Annotated in this window: 15 protein-coding genes; 3 read left to right on the top strand and 12 right to left on the bottom strand. The window is 39.6% G+C overall.

What is annotated here, in order from left to right:
* Positions 1–14: 14 nt before the first annotated feature.
* The 4 genes from K7887_RS09110 to K7887_RS09095 all read right to left on the bottom strand — a co-directional run bounded on the left by K7887_RS09110 (position 15) and on the right by K7887_RS09095 (position 4,241).
* On the bottom strand, positions 15–932 hold the full coding sequence (locus K7887_RS09110; protein WP_223493245.1) for a 2-dehydropantoate 2-reductase: 918 nt from the start codon (positions 930–932) through the stop codon (positions 15–17).
* Positions 933–1,069: 137 nt separating this feature from the next.
* Positions 1,070–2,614: an acyl-CoA carboxylase subunit beta gene (locus tag K7887_RS09105; protein ID WP_223493615.1), complete on the bottom strand. Its 1,545-nt coding sequence runs from the start codon at positions 2,612–2,614 to the stop codon at positions 1,070–1,072.
* A 36-nt stretch (positions 2,615–2,650) separates the two neighbouring features.
* Positions 2,651–2,863 (bottom strand): acetyl-CoA carboxylase biotin carboxyl carrier protein subunit, encoded by a 213-nt coding sequence (locus K7887_RS09100; RefSeq protein ID WP_010193042.1) that lies wholly within the window; start codon positions 2,861–2,863, stop codon positions 2,651–2,653.
* 34 nt (positions 2,864–2,897) lie between these two features.
* Positions 2,898–4,241, bottom strand: a complete 1,344-nt coding sequence (locus tag K7887_RS09095; RefSeq protein ID WP_223493244.1) for an acetyl-CoA carboxylase biotin carboxylase subunit — start codon at positions 4,239–4,241, stop codon at positions 2,898–2,900.
* A 218-nt stretch (positions 4,242–4,459) separates the two neighbouring features.
* Between K7887_RS09095 and K7887_RS09090 the strand changes: the two genes are divergently transcribed.
* Positions 4,460–4,954: an N-acetyltransferase gene (locus K7887_RS09090; protein ID WP_223493243.1), complete on the top strand. Its 495-nt coding sequence runs from the start codon at positions 4,460–4,462 to the stop codon at positions 4,952–4,954.
* A gap of 52 nt (positions 4,955–5,006) precedes the next feature.
* Here the strand turns inward: K7887_RS09090 and K7887_RS09085 are convergent, their stop codons facing one another.
* From K7887_RS09085 to K7887_RS09060, 6 genes are all read right to left on the bottom strand, one after another.
* Positions 5,007–5,642, bottom strand: a complete 636-nt coding sequence (locus K7887_RS09085; protein WP_223493242.1) for a methanogen output domain 1-containing protein — start codon at positions 5,640–5,642, stop codon at positions 5,007–5,009.
* A gap of 15 nt (positions 5,643–5,657) precedes the next feature.
* Positions 5,658–6,068 carry a thiol-disulfide oxidoreductase DCC family protein gene (locus K7887_RS09080; RefSeq protein WP_223493241.1) on the bottom strand — a complete coding sequence of 137 codons (411 nt, stop codon included), beginning with the start codon at positions 6,066–6,068 and terminating at the stop codon, positions 5,658–5,660.
* A gap of 147 nt (positions 6,069–6,215) precedes the next feature.
* Entirely contained in the window at positions 6,216–6,833 is a 618-nt protein-coding gene (locus K7887_RS09075; RefSeq protein WP_223493240.1) for an RsfA family transcriptional regulator, read from the bottom strand.
* A 92-nt stretch (positions 6,834–6,925) separates the two neighbouring features.
* Positions 6,926–7,687 (bottom strand): enoyl-CoA hydratase/isomerase family protein, encoded by a 762-nt coding sequence (locus K7887_RS09070; protein WP_223493239.1) that lies wholly within the window; start codon positions 7,685–7,687, stop codon positions 6,926–6,928.
* Between the two features lie 137 nt (positions 7,688–7,824).
* Positions 7,825–7,998, bottom strand: a complete 174-nt coding sequence (gene rpmF, locus K7887_RS09065) for a 50S ribosomal protein L32 (protein WP_010193033.1) — start codon at positions 7,996–7,998, stop codon at positions 7,825–7,827.
* Positions 7,999–8,045: 47 nt separating this feature from the next.
* Entirely contained in the window at positions 8,046–8,561 is a 516-nt protein-coding gene (locus tag K7887_RS09060) for a YceD family protein (protein WP_223493238.1), read from the bottom strand.
* 159 nt (positions 8,562–8,720) lie between these two features.
* Here K7887_RS09060 and K7887_RS09055 point away from each other — a divergent pair, with 159 nt between their 5' ends.
* A complete protein-coding gene (locus K7887_RS09055) occupies positions 8,721–9,965 on the top strand; it encodes a nucleotidyltransferase (protein WP_223493237.1) in 1,245 nt (414 codons plus the stop codon).
* Between the two features lie 366 nt (positions 9,966–10,331).
* On the opposite strand, the gene K7887_RS09050 is transcribed toward K7887_RS09055, so the two are convergent.
* Positions 10,332–11,357, bottom strand: coding sequence for a SepM family pheromone-processing serine protease (locus tag K7887_RS09050; RefSeq protein ID WP_223493236.1), 1,026 nt, complete (start codon positions 11,355–11,357; stop codon positions 10,332–10,334).
* On the bottom strand, positions 11,347–12,144 hold the full coding sequence (locus K7887_RS09045; RefSeq protein WP_223493235.1) for a patatin-like phospholipase family protein: 798 nt from the start codon (positions 12,142–12,144) through the stop codon (positions 11,347–11,349). Before K7887_RS09045 ends, K7887_RS09050 begins: the two co-directional genes overlap by 11 nt.
* A 327-nt stretch (positions 12,145–12,471) precedes the next feature.
* Here K7887_RS09045 and ylbJ point away from each other — a divergent pair, with 327 nt between their 5' ends.
* Positions 12,472–13,728, top strand: coding sequence for a sporulation integral membrane protein YlbJ (gene ylbJ / locus K7887_RS09040; protein WP_399209510.1), 1,257 nt, complete (start codon positions 12,472–12,474; stop codon positions 13,726–13,728).
* Positions 13,729–13,782 lie beyond the last annotated feature (54 nt).

Genomic DNA, 13,782 nt, shown 5'->3' with positions numbered 1-13,782 from the left:
TTGCATAAGAGGTATTAACAGCTTGCGTCGTTTTGAAGCCCTTTGACTGCTTTATAAATAAATTCTGTTAACGGTACTGATTTTCCTTGTTTTTCAGCCAAGTTCATTAGATAACCCAATATGGCATCGACTTCGGTTTCTCTACCTTCATTTAAATCACGCCTCATAGAAGAGGTGTTTTTTGCTGTTTTCTCGCAAATGGAGCAGATATGTTCCCACATTTGCTTCCTCTTCTCCACATGGACCAAAAAATTCATTTCATTATATAACTGCTTCATGCAGTTTTGATAATAAGGGTTTGTTAACAGCTCCCCATTGCGAACATCAAATATAGACGTCAAAGGATTAATGATGGCATTGACAAGCAATTTTTCAATCATCATTCCATAATAGTCTGAGCACACTTCAAGTGGAAAATCCATCCCGAATGAATTCATCCACTTATTCATGAAGACAGATGCGTGTCGATCATTCTTAGTTGCAGGATAACCTGCCAGTTTCGTACGACCTTTTCCTGTCCACATTACGGTGCAATCATTATGTTTCTTCACACCATGCTCCACGATCCCCAATAAAATTTGTGGATTAGAGATTTGTTCTAGCATGTCAATATGTGACATCCCATTTTGGAGAAAAAGGATGGATTGGTCTTTTGTACACAATTTCAGCACAGGAAGGATAGCTGATAGTCCATATTGCTTTGTCGCCACTATGATTAAGTCGTCCCTTAAAGGGACATTGCTCTCCCACTTCATGACTTCGACTTTTCTTGTTTCCTGCTTATGTTCGTTATACAAAATTGTTATGCCTTGACTCTTTAGAGCTTGTAATGCTTCATCCCGTTTTACATAAAGAGTGACTGTAAATATTTTCGATAGCTGAAAGGCATATAAGAGACCTACAGCGCCGCCGCCAACAATTCCAATTCTCATCGATTCCCCTTCTTTAGTCCTGTTTTTTCTTATTGTACCAATTTATCGTTTGGGATTGTACTGTTCTTTTCCTTCTGAAGTACTATGCCCATAAAAATATCCAGTGCCTCAAACGGGCACTGGACAATCTTTGTTTTCTACACCGGATATACCGGGTGTTTACGATGACTAAATGTCATTTGCTTACTTGAATAGTAATGGAAGCGACTAATCAATACACTTCGCAAATCTTTTGCAGGTACAATATCATCTACAATCATTTCGGAAGCTAATTTATAAATATCGATATGTTCTTTATATTCTTGGTGCTTTTCTTGTACAAAAGCAATTCTTTCTTTTGGATCTTCAATTTCATTAATTTTGTTGGAGTATACAGCATTAACAGCCGCTTCCGGCCCCATCACTGCTATTTGTGCTGTTGGAAGTGCAATGCAGCAATCCGGTTCAAATGCCGGGCCTGCCATTGCATAAAGTCCGGCACCATAAGCCTTCCTTACCACAACAGAGATTTTCGGCACAGTTGCAGAACTCATGGCTGCAATGAGTTTAGCTCCGTGGCGGATAATGCCTGCACGTTCCACTTTTGTCCCAATCATGAAACCTGGAACATCAGCAAGGAAGAGTAATGGAATATGGTATGCATCACAAAGCTGAATGAACTTGGCACCTTTGTCCGCTGAATCTACAAATAAGACGCCGCCCTTCACTTTTGGCTGGTTAGCGATAATTCCGACTACCTTTCCATCCATACGGGCAAAACCGGTTATCAACTCTGGCGCAAATAATTTCTTGATTTCAAAGAAACTGTTGGCATCAATTAGTTGATCTATAGCTTCATACATATCAAATGGTGCATTTTGATTTACAGGGATGATATCAGTTAGGTCCCTACCTTCTTTAGGGCTTACTGGATCCATTTCTTTTGTCTTCTCCTGGTAGCTGCCAGGAAAATATCCTAGGTACTTACGGGCTTGCTGAATTGCTTCTTCTTCCGTAGCGGCGAGAACATCTCCACAACCACTCACAGAGCAGTGCATTCTTGCTCCACCCATTTCTTCAAGTGTTACCTTCTCCCCAATTACCTTCTCTGCCATACGAGGAGAGCCCAAGTACATGGATGCATTGCCATCTACCATAACCACAATGTCACAGAAAGCCGGTATATAAGCACCTCCAGCAGCGGATGGACCGAATAATAGACAAATTTGCGGAACCATTCCAGAAAGCTTCACTTGGTTATAAAAGATTTTTCCAGCGCCACGTCTGTTCGGGAACATATCTAGTTGGTCTGTAATTCTCGCACCTGCAGAGTCAACGAGATATAGAATAGGAACCATTAGTTTTTCTGCTGTTTCTTGAATTCTAATAATTTTTTCTACCGTTCTTGCTCCCCATGAACCTGCTTTTACAGTAGAATCATTTGCCATTACACACACTGTTTGACCATTTATTTTCCCTATTGCCGTAACAACGCCATCAGCCGGAAGACCTTTTGCTTTATTATTAGCAAAAAGTCCATCCTCTTCGTATTGTCCGTTATCAAATAAAAGAGCAAGGCGGTCACGAACAAATAGTTTGTTTTGTTCCTTTAATTTCTCATGATATTTTTCACTTCCGCCGCTCTTAATTGTTTCAACCGTTTCTTGAAACTCTTGTTCTAAATCATTGGTAGTTTTTATCATCATAATCCCCCGCTTTCTTCTCAACGTTGTAAAAGTCTATTCCAGTTCCAGCAGCACATCTCCGTCATTTACAAATTCCCCTTCTGCAGTAGAGATGGACGCTACCTTCCCGTCCATCATCACTTCCACAGGAATCTCCATTTTCATAGATTCTAAAATGATAACAGTTTGACCAGCTGTTACTTCATCGCCCACTTCCACTAACACTTTCCAAACCGTACCTGCCATTGCTGCTTCTACTTTTTTCATCATAATTTCCTCCTGATCTCTTGTTGTAATATATTTAGGTTGTAATTGGGTTCATCGACTGAATGAAACCAGTATGATAATGTCCCGAAACAAATTGTTCGGTCTCAAGGGCACGAATTAAAAACGGAAGATTCGTCTTAATCCCTTCTACCGAAGCTGCAGTTAAATACTTTTTAGCCCTATTTATTGCCGCTTCTCTCGTTTCACCTGAAACGATTATTTTAGCGATCATAGGGTCATAAAATGGTGTTACCTTTAAATCTGGGCCATAGCCGCTGTCCACTCTGACTCCTTCAACACTTGGAAGGTGCCATTTAGTAATAAGTCCGGGTGAAGGAAAGAATTTGACTGGATCTTCTGCATATAAGCGAAATTCTATAGCATGTCCAGCACTTGTGATTTCCTCTTGCTGCAACGGAAGCCTTTCTCCAGCTGCCACATGAAGTTGCCACTCTACAAGATCAAGCCCAGTGATGCACTCCGTTATCGGATGTTCAACCTGCAATCTTGTATTCATTTCAAGGAAATAGAAGTTTTCCTCTTCATCCATAATAAATTCAACCGTTCCGGCATTCTTATAACCTACTTCTTTGGCAGCCAAAACAGCAGCTTCACAAATCTTTATTCGAGTCTCTTCGCTCATAGCCGGACTTTGGGCTTCTTCAATAACCTTTTGATTCCGTCTTTGAACAGAACAGTTCCTTTCAAACATATGTACGACATTTCCATGAGCATCTCCGAAGATTTGCACCTCTATATGCTTGGCATTCCCAACGTATTTTTCAATAAACATATCTTCATTTTTGAAATAAGCTTTCGCTCGTTTCTTGGTCTGTTCGTAAGTATTCTCGATATCCTGTTTGTTTTCACAGCGGTGCATACCAATCCCACCGCCTCCTCCACTAGCTTTTAACATAACAGGGAAACCGATTTCCTCTGCAAGTAACAACGCTTCCTCCAATGATTCAACAGGCTGCTCAGAACCAGGTACAACTGGCACACCGGCTTTAATCATCGCTCTGCGGGATGATAATTTATCCCCCATTAATTTAATGACGTCTACACTTGGACCAATAAATGTCAGTCCTGCATCCTGAAGCGCTTGTGCAAACTCCCCATTCTCCGATAAGAAACCGTACCCCGGGTGGACTCCATCCACGTTTTCTTCCTTCGCAATTTCCAAGATTCGTTCTACGTTTAAATAAGATTTTTGAGGCGGGGCCTCACCTACATGTCTTGCTACTGTCGCTTGCTGAACATAAGGCAAATCTTTATCAGCGTCAGAATATATAGCAACTGTTTCTACCCCTAATCGTTGACATGTTCGTATGATTCGTTCTGCAATTTCTCCTCGATTAGCAATCAGTATTTTTTGCATGGAGTTATCCCCTTTCTAAAGAACTTGCAATTTAAATCCCTAACAAACTACTATTTCTACATAATTCCTCGATTTCCTCCTTTAATTGCAAGCGCTTTCTAAAATTATTGCAGAATTTTTTGTTTTTTTGTTATATAATTAATATTAAAATAAACCATTCTGCTTAATAAGTATAGTGGTAAGCGCTTCAATTAGTGATATTCAAGGGGGAATTGTACATGACTGTTAAAAAACTATCAATTAACTATAAAACACTGGAAGAATTCAAACAGTTCCGGGAATACGGCATACAAGAACTATCCATGTTGGAAGATCTCCAAGATAACATTATCGAAAATGACAGTGAATCACCATTCTACGGTATTTATTATGGCGAAAAACTTGTGGCAAGGATGAGCCTGTACCGAGTTTCTAAAGAGCTTGATAAATATTTTGAACCTCGACAAGATTATTTAGAGTTATGGAAATTAGAAGTATTGTCTAACTACCAGCGTAAAGGCTTTGGAAAAGAACTGGTCGATTTCGCAAAAGGATTCGGACTTCCAATCAAAACGAACCCGCGAATCAAATCAGCCGATTTCTGGAACCGCATGGGATTCACCTCTGTGCAATATGATGTGGAAAGGGATCTAGGGGAAAACCCGCTTGTGTGGTACCCAGAAGGCGTCAAGGCTCAAGAAAGACTCTCCACTAAAGAGGATTCAACCGATTAATTTAAAAAAGGTAATTGCTGCAATGCAGGCAATTACCTTTTCTTTTCTTAAACTAATTTCTTCCCATTTGCACCTGTTTTTTCAGGCTTTCCAGTTCTTCCAGTAGCCTAACCACAAGTTCATCACTTTTTCTCAATTCCTCATTCAATAGCACAATCGTTTCATTTTCCCATTGAAAAGGATCTACATTTTCAGGTGTCCGAGGTAGATTTTCATACACATCACCATCGACGAATTCATTTGCTTTAAAATAGATTACCACTTCACAGCCAAGATCACCCACGGCTATTCGTTTTTTTAAGTCAACTTTCCCGTACCCAAACTTTCGTGAGGCAATTCCTCCAAACACACTAGAAGTCATATTACAAAGATGTGGAGCATCCCTTACCATTTCACCGAAAGGGCAGCGGTTCGCTTTTACAATGACATACTCTGGAGTAATTGATGAGATATAGAAGTCCCCACCAATGGAATTTTTTAAGTCTACAATCACTTCTGCATATTTGCTTACAGACCAATCATCTTCTCTGTTACCGTAAAAATCCTCAATCCATTCCCCTGTTCTCAATCCGATTTGACGAATATATTCCCCGGCTGTTTTCCCCACTGTCTTTTCATGGATAAATGCATATTGCGTAATTAGTTTCGAAAGAAATATCGAGCCAGTCAATCGTGTTTTAGTGCTCATTACTCTCTTCCTCTCCTATAGAAATCTTTTTTTCATTTCTGAATTGGGCAACATACATTGGTCTTTCTTTCCGAACCATCTATATCGATTTTTCGCAACAAAGGAATAAACTAAATCTCTTAAAGGTTTAGGTATAATTATCAATGGATAGAAAAGCTTCCAAGCACCATCTAATTCTTTTGCCACTTTTAAGGCTGCTGTCGACTTTGTAAATAAATTCTTGCCTTCTACATAATAGAAGCTATCAAACTGGTCCGGCGGGAGAGAATGCTCCTTTAAAATGGTTTGTCCCACTTCAGACTGAAGGGAAGCAAATTTAAAGGTCGCTTTTTGATCACGTTTTATCACAAAAGTCACCATGGAATTACACAAATTACATACACCATCAAAAAGAAGGACAGGGTGCTCAGTATGAATTTCAGGCATTAAATCTCTCCTTTCAGGAACCATCCAGATCATTCCATTACTTCTTCATTATACAACTAATACTTCAATATGTATCCTTTTAACTATAATTATTATTAACTAACTGAAAAAACCACCCTAGAAAAGGATGGTCTTGATTTAAAGATGCTATTTTTCCACTCTTTCCAAATTTCCGTTTCGATCCATTTGGAATTTCACTTTTTTGTTTTTTTCATCATCCTGCAGAACGACCATTTTCCGGGCACGTTCCATAATTTCGATTAAAGCGCGGTAATCCTCTTCTACCAAATTCATGGACGATTCCAGTTCAAGCTTAGCCTCTGCTAAATGTTTAAGATCACCTTCTAATTGTTCCACTTTCTTTTTCAGACTATGATTCTCTTCTTTAATTTTGGTGTATTCATTCTCTAATTGCTCTAGATGGTTCAAATAACTGATCACTGCCGAAATTGTCAGGTTATCTCCTGCATACAATTTATTATTAATGGCACTATAAGTATTTTCAAAGGCAACCTGCTGAGGGGCAGCTTGCTCTTTCTTTAGCTCTTTTCTCTGTTTCTTCGCTAATTCTATTCCGGTAGCATACTGTTTTCTCACATAAGAATTCCACCTAAAACCGCATGCAGCTGAAGTTCGAGAAAGCTTTTTTCCCACTTCCTCAAATGCAGTCAATTGGGTTCCACCTTCTCTTATATATCGTAAAACCACTTCCGCCAACAATAAATCTTCATCTTGAGTCCAAGCATCTTGACGAACAGTAGACATATTGCTATCCCCCTTACACACTTTTTTACCCTATACATATGCGTGTAATAGAAAAGATAGACTAAGCGTTGAGTAAAATGCCCTATATTCTCTTATTTTTTCTTACTTTCTAGAAAGGCTTTTACGGCATCGTGATGTTCATCTTGTTCCCAAAGGATGGAACATTGCTCTATTTCAGCTAGCATTCTTTCTTTTAAAGCTGTCTGTTCCCACTTGGAGATGAAACTCTTTTTATAACTTCTTAACACTGCGGAAGAGGCTGCAATCTCTTCTTGTAATGACTGAGAATCGAAGAATGGGACCACTTTTTGGATAAACCCTAATTCCAGTGCTTCACTTGCCGTATAAGTACTAGCTGAAGACAGCATTTTGATGGCACTCGCATGCGGGATTTTTTCCATCAACATGCTCGCTCCTCCCCAACCTGTTGTTATGCCCAGTCTTCCCTGAACAAATCCGAGTTTTGCATGGGTAACAGCCCATCGGTGATCGCAGGCGGCCGCAATTTCACAGCCTCCCCCTATTGCTGTACCATTTATCAAAGCAACGGTAGGCACCGGCAACGTCATGAGGTCATATAATATTTCCCCCATTTTAGAAAGCATGCTATAGGCTTCCTCTTTAGTATGTAATGCATGGAATACGGACAAATCTCCACCGGAGCAGAAGGATTGATTTCCACTTCCAGTGATGATGAATGCTCGAATGTCATGGTTCTCTCTTACTTGCTTTAGTGTAGACTTTAATTCGTTCATTACATCATAATCGATGGCATTTCGTTTGTCGGGACGGTTGATTGTAAACCAGTAGAATTGGTCATCATCTATGTATGTGTGGACTTTTGATTCTGTCATTATTATGCGGACCACCTTTTTTTGGAGTATTGTGTTTATTTTAACTTATATTTGGTGGGAGTGGGGAATATTTGAGGACACTTAAAAACCGAGACAAATAAAAAAAGCACAAGGCACCTGGCCTCATGCTTTTTTTATTATTTATTTACTACTTCTTTCCCTTTGTAAGTACCGCATGCCGGGCATACACGGTGTGATAATTTCTGTTCACCGCAGCTTGGGCATTCTACCATACCAGGAACTTGTAGTTTAAAGTGTGTACGACGCTTTCTTTTTACAGTTTTAGACGTTCTTCTGAAAGGTACAGCCATTCTTCCCACCTCCTTAAAAAATGAGCATCTACTACATCATGTAATGTCTACTCTTTGTCTTTCTCAAAAAACTTAGCCAGTCCTGCAAGTCTTGGATCCACTTTTTCCTGTGTTTCCTTTTCTGAAATGACGCCCCAGTCTTTACCGGATTGGGGAGCTGCCTCTTCCTTATTGGGAGAGTCACTGAACACTTGCATCGGCACTTCTAAGATAATCGCTTCTCGAATAATTGGAATTAAATCGATAACGTCTCCTTCGACCGTATGCAACTCTTCTTCGTCCGTTTCATACTCGTCAGGCTGAAAAAGATAAGTTTCAGTTGTTTTTATCGTAAAAGGATAGTCCACATCAACCAACGTACGTGAACATGGTAAAACCATACTACCTTCCACAGTTAGATGAAACGTAGCTTTTTTTGAACTTAAATCAGCTCTTCCAGTTACGTGAACTGGTTTGACAGATCGAATTTCACTATGTGCCGTAATTTCACTTACATCAACTGTTTCATCGATTTCTAAACCTTTATGTTGTAACTGATTTAACTGGAATAATGTCCATTTCAACAAGATATTCACCTCAAGGCAACAAAAGTAATTATAGCTTTCGCAAGTTTATTTGTCAATATTTTTTCTTTACACTATAATTATAGACATAATAACGTAAATTGAACAAGTATCCAAGAAAATAAATGATGGAAGAAATATTGATGGAGTGGGTGTGAGATGAAATCCTTAGGTGTAATTGTGGAGTACAACCCTTTTCATAATGGGCATCTTTTTCATTTAACAGAATCAAAAAGACTAACAGGTGCAGAAGTTGTTATTGCTGTAATGAGCGGACAATTCCTTCAACGCGGAGAACCAGCACTGGTTTCCAAGTGGACCCGCACAAAAATGGCGCTTTCTAACGGCATTGACATTGTAGTGGAGTTGCCGTACGCATTTGCTACGCAGAAAGCAGAAGTTTTTGCTAGTGGTTCGATCTCTATTTTGTCTGGATTAAAATGCGATAATGTCTGTTTTGGAAGCGAACAGGGAAACATTCAGGACTTTGAACGTACGATTCGATTAATGAACGAACATCAAGATACTTATGATTTGTATGTTCAGGAATTTATCGGACAAGGATACAGCTTTCCGAAAGCTTCTTCGTTGGCTTTTTTAAGATTGACTGAAAAGACGGAAAAAGTTTTGGATTTGACCAAACCGAATAACATTCTTGGATTTCATTATGTGAAAGCGATCCAAGAACAAAATAGTTCGATTCAACCTTGCACTATTGAACGAACGGGTGCAGGTTATCATGATCCTGAATTCAATGATTCACCCATTGCGAGTGCAACAAGCATCAGAAAACATCTTTTTGATCATAGCGGAAATATTGAAAAGGTTCAAAGGTTTGTACCAAGGCCTACATATGATCTGTTAGGCCACTATAAAGAGCATGTAGGCAGCTTTCATCAATGGGAGGATTATTTCACCCTCCTTAAATATCGCATTCTCTGCAGCACCCCCTCAGAGCTTTCAGAGATATACGAAGTCGAGGAAGGACTCGAACACAGGTTAATTCAAACCATGAAAGAAAGTTCCTCCTTCCATGAATTTATGACCAAGTTAAAAACAAAAAGATATACGTGGACAAGGCTGCAACGGATGTGTACACATCTTCTAACCAACACGAAGAAGGATACCATGCTGGATGTTTCCGCTTCTAAGCAAAGTGAGTATATTCGTTTGTTAGGTATGTCAAAGCGTGGACAGGCTTATTTGAAGCAAATTAAGAAAGAAACAGAAATCCCTATACTTTCTAAAGTCTCTGGTGTGGAGAATGCGATGCTCGATATGGATATTCGTGCAACCAACACATATGCCATGAAGTTTGGCGAGCCCGCACGGAGTGATTGGATGTTGCAGGAGTTCTCCAAACCGCCTATACGTTACGATGAACTGGAATATAGGTTCATTTGATGAAAAAACAAAACACCTTCTGATGATGAAAGTTATATGATGAAAAAGTTTTAACTCCTTCATGATTATTTATGATCTGGGGAGTTTTTTTGTTGGGAAAGTTTATATTTTGGTAGTTTTCATGAAGTTTATAAATGTTTTTCGCTTGTTCTTCTTCCTCAGGTACCTTAAATATCTGGATTGTGATTTTTCAGGAGATGATTGTAACTATTTTCGTAGTTATTGTGACTTTTTCGACTGTTATTGTGACATTTTTACGGGTTATTGTGACATTTCGTAATCCAAAGAAGTTTTACTACTTCGTCCTTACCTTAATTTCCTCCTGATAATAAAACGCCTCACCACTACTGGTAAGGCGTTTTTCCTTTATTCACTTTTAGTTTCCAACTGCTCCAAATACTCAATGGCATCTTCAAATGTATCTACAGGTACAATCTTCATGGACGTTTTAATATCTTCAGCCGCTACAAGGGCTTCTTGATAATTGGAGCCTTCTGCACCTTTTTCATTTGGTGCAAAGAAAATATCAACGCCTGAGTTATCGGCGGCAACAATTTTTTGGGAGATTCCGCCAATTCGGAGGACTTCTCCTTTTTCATTGATTGCTCCTGTGCCTGCGATATCATAGCCCTTGGAAATGTCTTCGTCTAAAAGCTGGTTATATATTTCCAAGGAGAACATCAAACCTGCTGATGGCCCTCCAATTTGTGCAGAATTTATAGTAATGGGTGGATCCATCGTAATTTCGTAATCAGTCAATAAACTGATTCCTAGCCCCGCCCGGTTTGGATCTTCAGGATGCTCTCCTAATGTAATAGAAGTTGTTTTTTCTTCCTCGTCGCGATCAAAAGTAAGCTCTATTGTGTCCCCGATGGATTTTTCACCGACCACTTCCATCAGTTCCTCTGCGGTCGCTGTTTCTTTCCCATCAATATGTGTAATACGGTCCCCAATATCCAGCTTGCCTTCAGCTGCTAGTCCTTTTTTTACACTAAAAACATATACTCCTTTGGAGATCAATTCGACCTCTTTACCAGCCTTCTCATAAGCGATTTTAATAGCTGTTTCTTTGGAACTTTCCATCATATGTAACTGACGATAGTTATACTCTTCATCCGTCTCATCCTCAGCACGGATCTGGTTGATAGGGAAGATATTTTGGTATTCACTTACTTTTGCAAAAGCATACGTAAAAATGTTGGCCTTCCCCATTTTAACGGTGGTCAGCATAAAGCTTCCTTCGTCTTCATCCCCGCCTTCTACCGATACAAGTGGTCTTAATTCCTGTGCATCACCAGGACGTGTTACATAATAAGGCAATGTCACAAAATTCAAGACCACTGCTAGCACTATCCCAATTAACAGGGACCTCATAAAATATTTACTTTTCATGTTGCTGTTTCTCCTTCCACTCCTCTATCGTCTTCTTAATATAGGGAATTTGCAGTCTGGTCGCTTCTTCACCGATTCGGATAATTTCCTCAATGTTGGTAAATGCCCGTGAACTGTAATGAGCAACAGCAGGCCTAATCATGACATCAGCCTCTGTTTCACTTCGTTTGACCAACTCATTTTGCATTATATCAATTGTTTGCAAAATGACATCGAAAATCGAATCAACCGGTTCATTCGTTTTGACTTGCGAAACGTCTATTGCTATAACGATATCCGCACCCATTTCCTTTGCTACGCTGGCAGGAACACGGTCTACCACTCCTCCATCGACAAGCAAACGACCATTTACCTTTTCGGGTACAAAAATTCCAGGAATGGAAATACTTGCCCTCACGGCATCCGATATAGGTCCGCTCGTTAAAACTACTTTCTCCGCCTTTTCCAGATCTGTCGTAACGATGGAAAGGGGGATGTCTAATTCCTCAATGTTTTTGTTTTGAGTGAACATCCGGATAAGTTCCTTCACCCGGTTTCCACTTACAAATCCCATTTTCGGAACAGTAAAGTCCAAGTAATACTTTCGTTTGAATGCAGTGGCAATTTTATAAAGGCGATCCATATCATGTCCCATTGCATAGAAGCTTCCTACAAGTGCCCCCATACTGCTTCCGGCAATAAGATCCACCCTTATATTCTCTTCTTGCAATACTTTAAGGGCGCCAAGATGGGCAAAGCCGCGTGCTCCACCAGATCCCAATGCAATTCCTACTATAGGTTCCTTCAAGTTATCACCTCAAGCTGTGTACAGCCACCTAAAGCTTTACAGCAACCAAATTATCAAGTCCTATACCATTATCCTTTGATTCCTCTAATTTATCATACGCTATTCCTTTTTCTTGGTGAACAAACTGTGAAGACTTGGGTCAATTTAGGTTCTATTCCACTGTCCCTTTTACGTATATTGAAAGGTAAGGTGACGGGACAAACCTGGTTGCCAATCTAGGGGTAATTATTATTATTCTAACAAAAACCCATTCATTCTTGTACAAAAAAGAAATGAAGAGCTAATTCATTATTTGCTTTTGTGAATATATTACTTGTTTTTATACTTATGAAGGGGGTTAATCGGTTGGACTATTCGAAAGTCAAGACAGTTATTTTTGCTATTATTATTTCCCTGCTTACACTATCTCTTATTCTTAACCCTCAAGCGTCTTTTCAAGCAAGTGTAAGAGGACTTAATATGTGGTGGGATATTGTATTCCCTTCTCTTTTGCCTTTTTTGATAATCAGTGAGCTGCTGATCGGGTTTGGGGTAGTGGCTTTTATCGGCGTTATTTTAGAGCCATTTATGCGACCACTCTTCAGGGTACCTGGAGTCGGAGGTTTTGTATGGGCAATGGGAATGGCATCGGGTTATCCTTCTGGAGCAAAATTAACAGTGAGACTGCGTCAGGAAAAACAGATTACGCAAATTGAGGGCGAACGCCTTGTCTCCTTCACCAATTCTTCAAATCCACTTTTCATTTTTGGCGCTATAGCTGTTGGTTTTTTTCACAATCCTAAAGTCGGGATTATACTTGCTGCGGCCCATTATTTAGGGAATATATGTGTTGGTTTGATTATGCGGTTTTATGGACCTTACTATGTGTCCAAGCGTCAAGAAGACCTTTCAAGAACTCCTCAAAAAGTATCTATCAGGAGAGCCTTTTCCGAGTTGCACAGAACACGCCTAAAAAACAATAAGCCTATTGGCAAACTGCTTGGGGATGCAGTTTTGTCCTCAGTTCAGACACTTTTAATGGTCGGCGGATTCTTAATCCTTTTTTCGGTATTAAACAGCATGTTGTCCTTATTTTCTGTTACAGCAATACTTGCAGCCCTTATCAGTGTTTTACTTGGAATATTCGATATTTCAAAAGATCTTAGTTATCCCCTCATATCAGGTCTGTTTGAAATCACGCTTGGCGGAAAACTGACAAGTGAGGTAACAGGGGTCAGTCTAATGGAACAGATTATCGTGACAAGCTTTTTCCTCGCTTTCAGTGGATTTTCCGTTCAAGCACAGGTTGCAAGCATTCTGGCGGAGTCTGATATCCGCTTTAAACCTTTTTTTCTAGCTCGTATCCTGCATGGTATCTTTGCAGCAGTCATTACTTTTATTCTATGGCAGCCGTTGGATCAAAAGTTAAAAGGATTTGAAACAGCTAATGGAGATCTTCCCGTTTTCTCACCTTTTCTGCCTGAAGGTTTTTGGGAAACCGCCTTTGGTTTATTTCAGACATATGGCCCGATATTTACGATTGCAATGTTATGGATATACCTACTACTCCTCATAAAAAGAAGTGTTAAAAATGAACATGCATAAGTTATTTCATACCAAAAAAGCTGTCATGAAAATTAAATCTAATTTTCATGACAG

The organism is Sutcliffiella horikoshii (genome assembly GCF_019931755.1).
In the GTDB taxonomy this organism is placed as follows: Bacteria; Bacillota; Bacilli; order Bacillales; family Bacillaceae_I; genus Sutcliffiella_A; species Sutcliffiella_A horikoshii_E.
This window is presented reverse-complemented; position numbering and strand designations above follow the sequence as displayed.

Bases quoted from the DNA above. Each gene is read 5' to 3' on its own strand.
- K7887_RS09080 (WP_223493241.1), bottom strand. From the start codon at position 6,068: ATGCCTGAAATTCATACTGAGCACCCTGTCCTTCTTTTTGATGGTGTA.
- K7887_RS09055 (WP_223493237.1), top strand. From the start codon at position 8,721: ATGAAATCCTTAGGTGTAATTGTGGAGTACAACCCTTTTCATAATGGG.
- K7887_RS09105 (WP_223493615.1), bottom strand. From the start codon at position 2,614: ATGATAAAAACTACCAATGATTTAGAACAAGAGTTTCAAGAAACGGTT.
- K7887_RS09085 (WP_223493242.1), bottom strand. From the start codon at position 5,642: ATGAGCACTAAAACACGATTGACTGGCTCGATATTTCTTTCGAAACTA.
- K7887_RS09070 (WP_223493239.1), bottom strand. From the start codon at position 7,687: ATGACAGAATCAAAAGTCCACACATACATAGATGATGACCAATTCTAC.
- K7887_RS09050 (WP_223493236.1), bottom strand. From the start codon at position 11,357: ATGAAAAGTAAATATTTTATGAGGTCCCTGTTAATTGGGATAGTGCTA.
- K7887_RS09110 (WP_223493245.1), bottom strand. From the start codon at position 932: ATGAGAATTGGAATTGTTGGCGGCGGCGCTGTAGGTCTCTTATATGCC.
- K7887_RS09095 (WP_223493244.1), bottom strand. From the start codon at position 4,241: ATGCAAAAAATACTGATTGCTAATCGAGGAGAAATTGCAGAACGAATC.
- rpmF (WP_010193033.1), bottom strand. From the start codon at position 7,998: ATGGCTGTACCTTTCAGAAGAACGTCTAAAACTGTAAAAAGAAAGCGT.
- K7887_RS09090 (WP_223493243.1), top strand. From the start codon at position 4,460: ATGACTGTTAAAAAACTATCAATTAACTATAAAACACTGGAAGAATTC.
- K7887_RS09100 (WP_010193042.1), bottom strand. From the start codon at position 2,863: ATGAAAAAAGTAGAAGCAGCAATGGCAGGTACGGTTTGGAAAGTGTTA.
- ylbJ (WP_399209510.1), top strand. From the start codon at position 12,472: ATGAAGGGGGTTAATCGGTTGGACTATTCGAAAGTCAAGACAGTTATT.
- K7887_RS09075 (WP_223493240.1), bottom strand. From the start codon at position 6,833: ATGTCTACTGTTCGTCAAGATGCTTGGACTCAAGATGAAGATTTATTG.